This window comes from Scandinavium sp. (genome assembly GCF_036271055.1).
In the GTDB taxonomy this organism is placed as follows: domain Bacteria; phylum Pseudomonadota; class Gammaproteobacteria; order Enterobacterales; family Enterobacteriaceae; genus Scandinavium.
On the sequence record NZ_DATBBJ010000051.1, the window covers coordinates 1 to 1,709 of the forward strand.

The 1,709-nt window shown below is 58.3% G+C and carries 1 protein-coding gene; it reads right to left on the reverse strand.

All coding sequences use genetic code 11. The features are described from left to right. On the reverse strand, positions 1-1,460 hold a 1,460-nt coding region (locus VH187_RS06915; RefSeq protein WP_329700742.1), incomplete at its 3' end, for a Kelch repeat-containing protein. Positions 1,461-1,709 lie beyond the last annotated feature (249 nt).

Consider the following 1,709-nt stretch of genomic DNA (forward strand, 5'->3'; position numbering starts at 1 on the left):
GTGTTCACAAAGCCGAAGCAATCAAATCCGCCCCAGACGATCATTTCGCTGCCAGTCCAGATTGCCGTGTGGCTGTCTCGGGTAGCGGGCACATTGTTGGTGCTGGTGACTGTCCAACTGTCGCTACTGGGGTCGTATCGCCCGCCGGTATTCACGCAAAAGTCAGTGGTGTTAAATCCGCCCCAGACGATCATTTCACTTCCGGTCCATATTGCTGTGTGCTCAATTCGGCCTACTGGCGCGCCGATGGTGCTGGTGGCTGTCCAACTATCGATGCTGGGCTCGTATCTCCCGCCGGTGTTGGAATTACCGGGCCCGCCCCAGACAATCATTTGGCTGCCGGTCCACACTGCACTGTGAGAGGCTCGGGCAGCGGGCGCGCCCGTGGTGTTAGTGGCTGTCCAACTGTTGGTACTGGGATTGTATCTCCCGCCAGTGTTCAAGACTTGGTTAACGACGCCAACGCCGCCCCAGACAATCATTTGGCTGCCGGTCCACACTGCACTGTGAGAGGCTCGGGGAGCGGGCGCGCCCGTGGTGTTAGTGGCTGTCCAACTGTCGGTGCTGGGATCATATCTTCCGCCCGTATCGAAACGTGTAGGCGGTTTGCCGCCACCACCCTCGCCGCCCCAGACGATCATTTCACTACCCGTCCACACTGCTGTGGCGGAGCCTCGGGTATTGGGCGCGTTGGTGGTGCTTGTAGCTGTCCAAGTGTCATTGGCGGGATCGTATCTGCCTCCGGTACCCGGGCCTGGTGTTGGACTCCCGGTCGGGGTTGATGGGACGAATTGTCTATTATTTCTTGTGCCAGTATCCGAAAAGCCGCTGCCGCGGTCTCCGCCCCAGACGATCATTTCGCTGCCAGTCCACACCGCTGGAGCAGCCGCGCCAAAGGGCGCGTTGGTTGTGCTGGTTGCGGCCCAACTGTCGGTGCTGGGATTGTATCGCCCGCCCGTATTCAAATTGCCGCCGCTACCGGTTCCGCCCCAGACGATCATTTCGCTGCCTGTCCACACCGCCGTGTGATACGACCGGGCATCAGGCGCGTCGGTGCCACTTGTTGGAGTCCATGTGTCGTCGGTGCACGGATCAATCTCTGGAAGAGTATAGGTAGCTTTGTTCAGATTCGTGGTATTGATGCGGTTTTCTGTAGAGGCAACCGCGTCGGCTGCGAACAAGCTTTTCCGCGCAGGCGATACGCCTGCCACTACAGTTGGATCGGCGGCCAGGCGTTTCGTTAACACCGGCCTGGCCAGGCACTCAGAAATAACAAAGGGATCGTTCCCAAGAGCCTCAAACAGTTCCCGCAGCACTTCCGGCTGTTTTGTGTTCCGGGCCATCCGCCCCATTTCAGCTTGCAACTGCTGGGGAGTGATGGGCCTTTGCCAGCAATCTTCCAGCGCTCGCGAGTCACGGACATAATCTTCTACCTTCTTTTCAATCTGTTGGGTCGACATCACCTCGTCGAGTGACGGCTTAGGCTTCGAATTCTCTGTGGGCCAAATGCGGTGACGCCAGTAGACTTCTTCAATTGCTCGCTGGGCAGCTACTCGATCGGCGAGCGTAAGTCCCCCAGCTGCGCGATAAAAAGCCTTGGTAGGCGCTTCAGCATGGAAGAAAGCGAGCACTGTTCCTGCGACGATCCAACAAGCAGCGCAAAGAAGGAGAGCGAGCGCAACACGCTTTTGGGAGAAAGCAGATTGAGC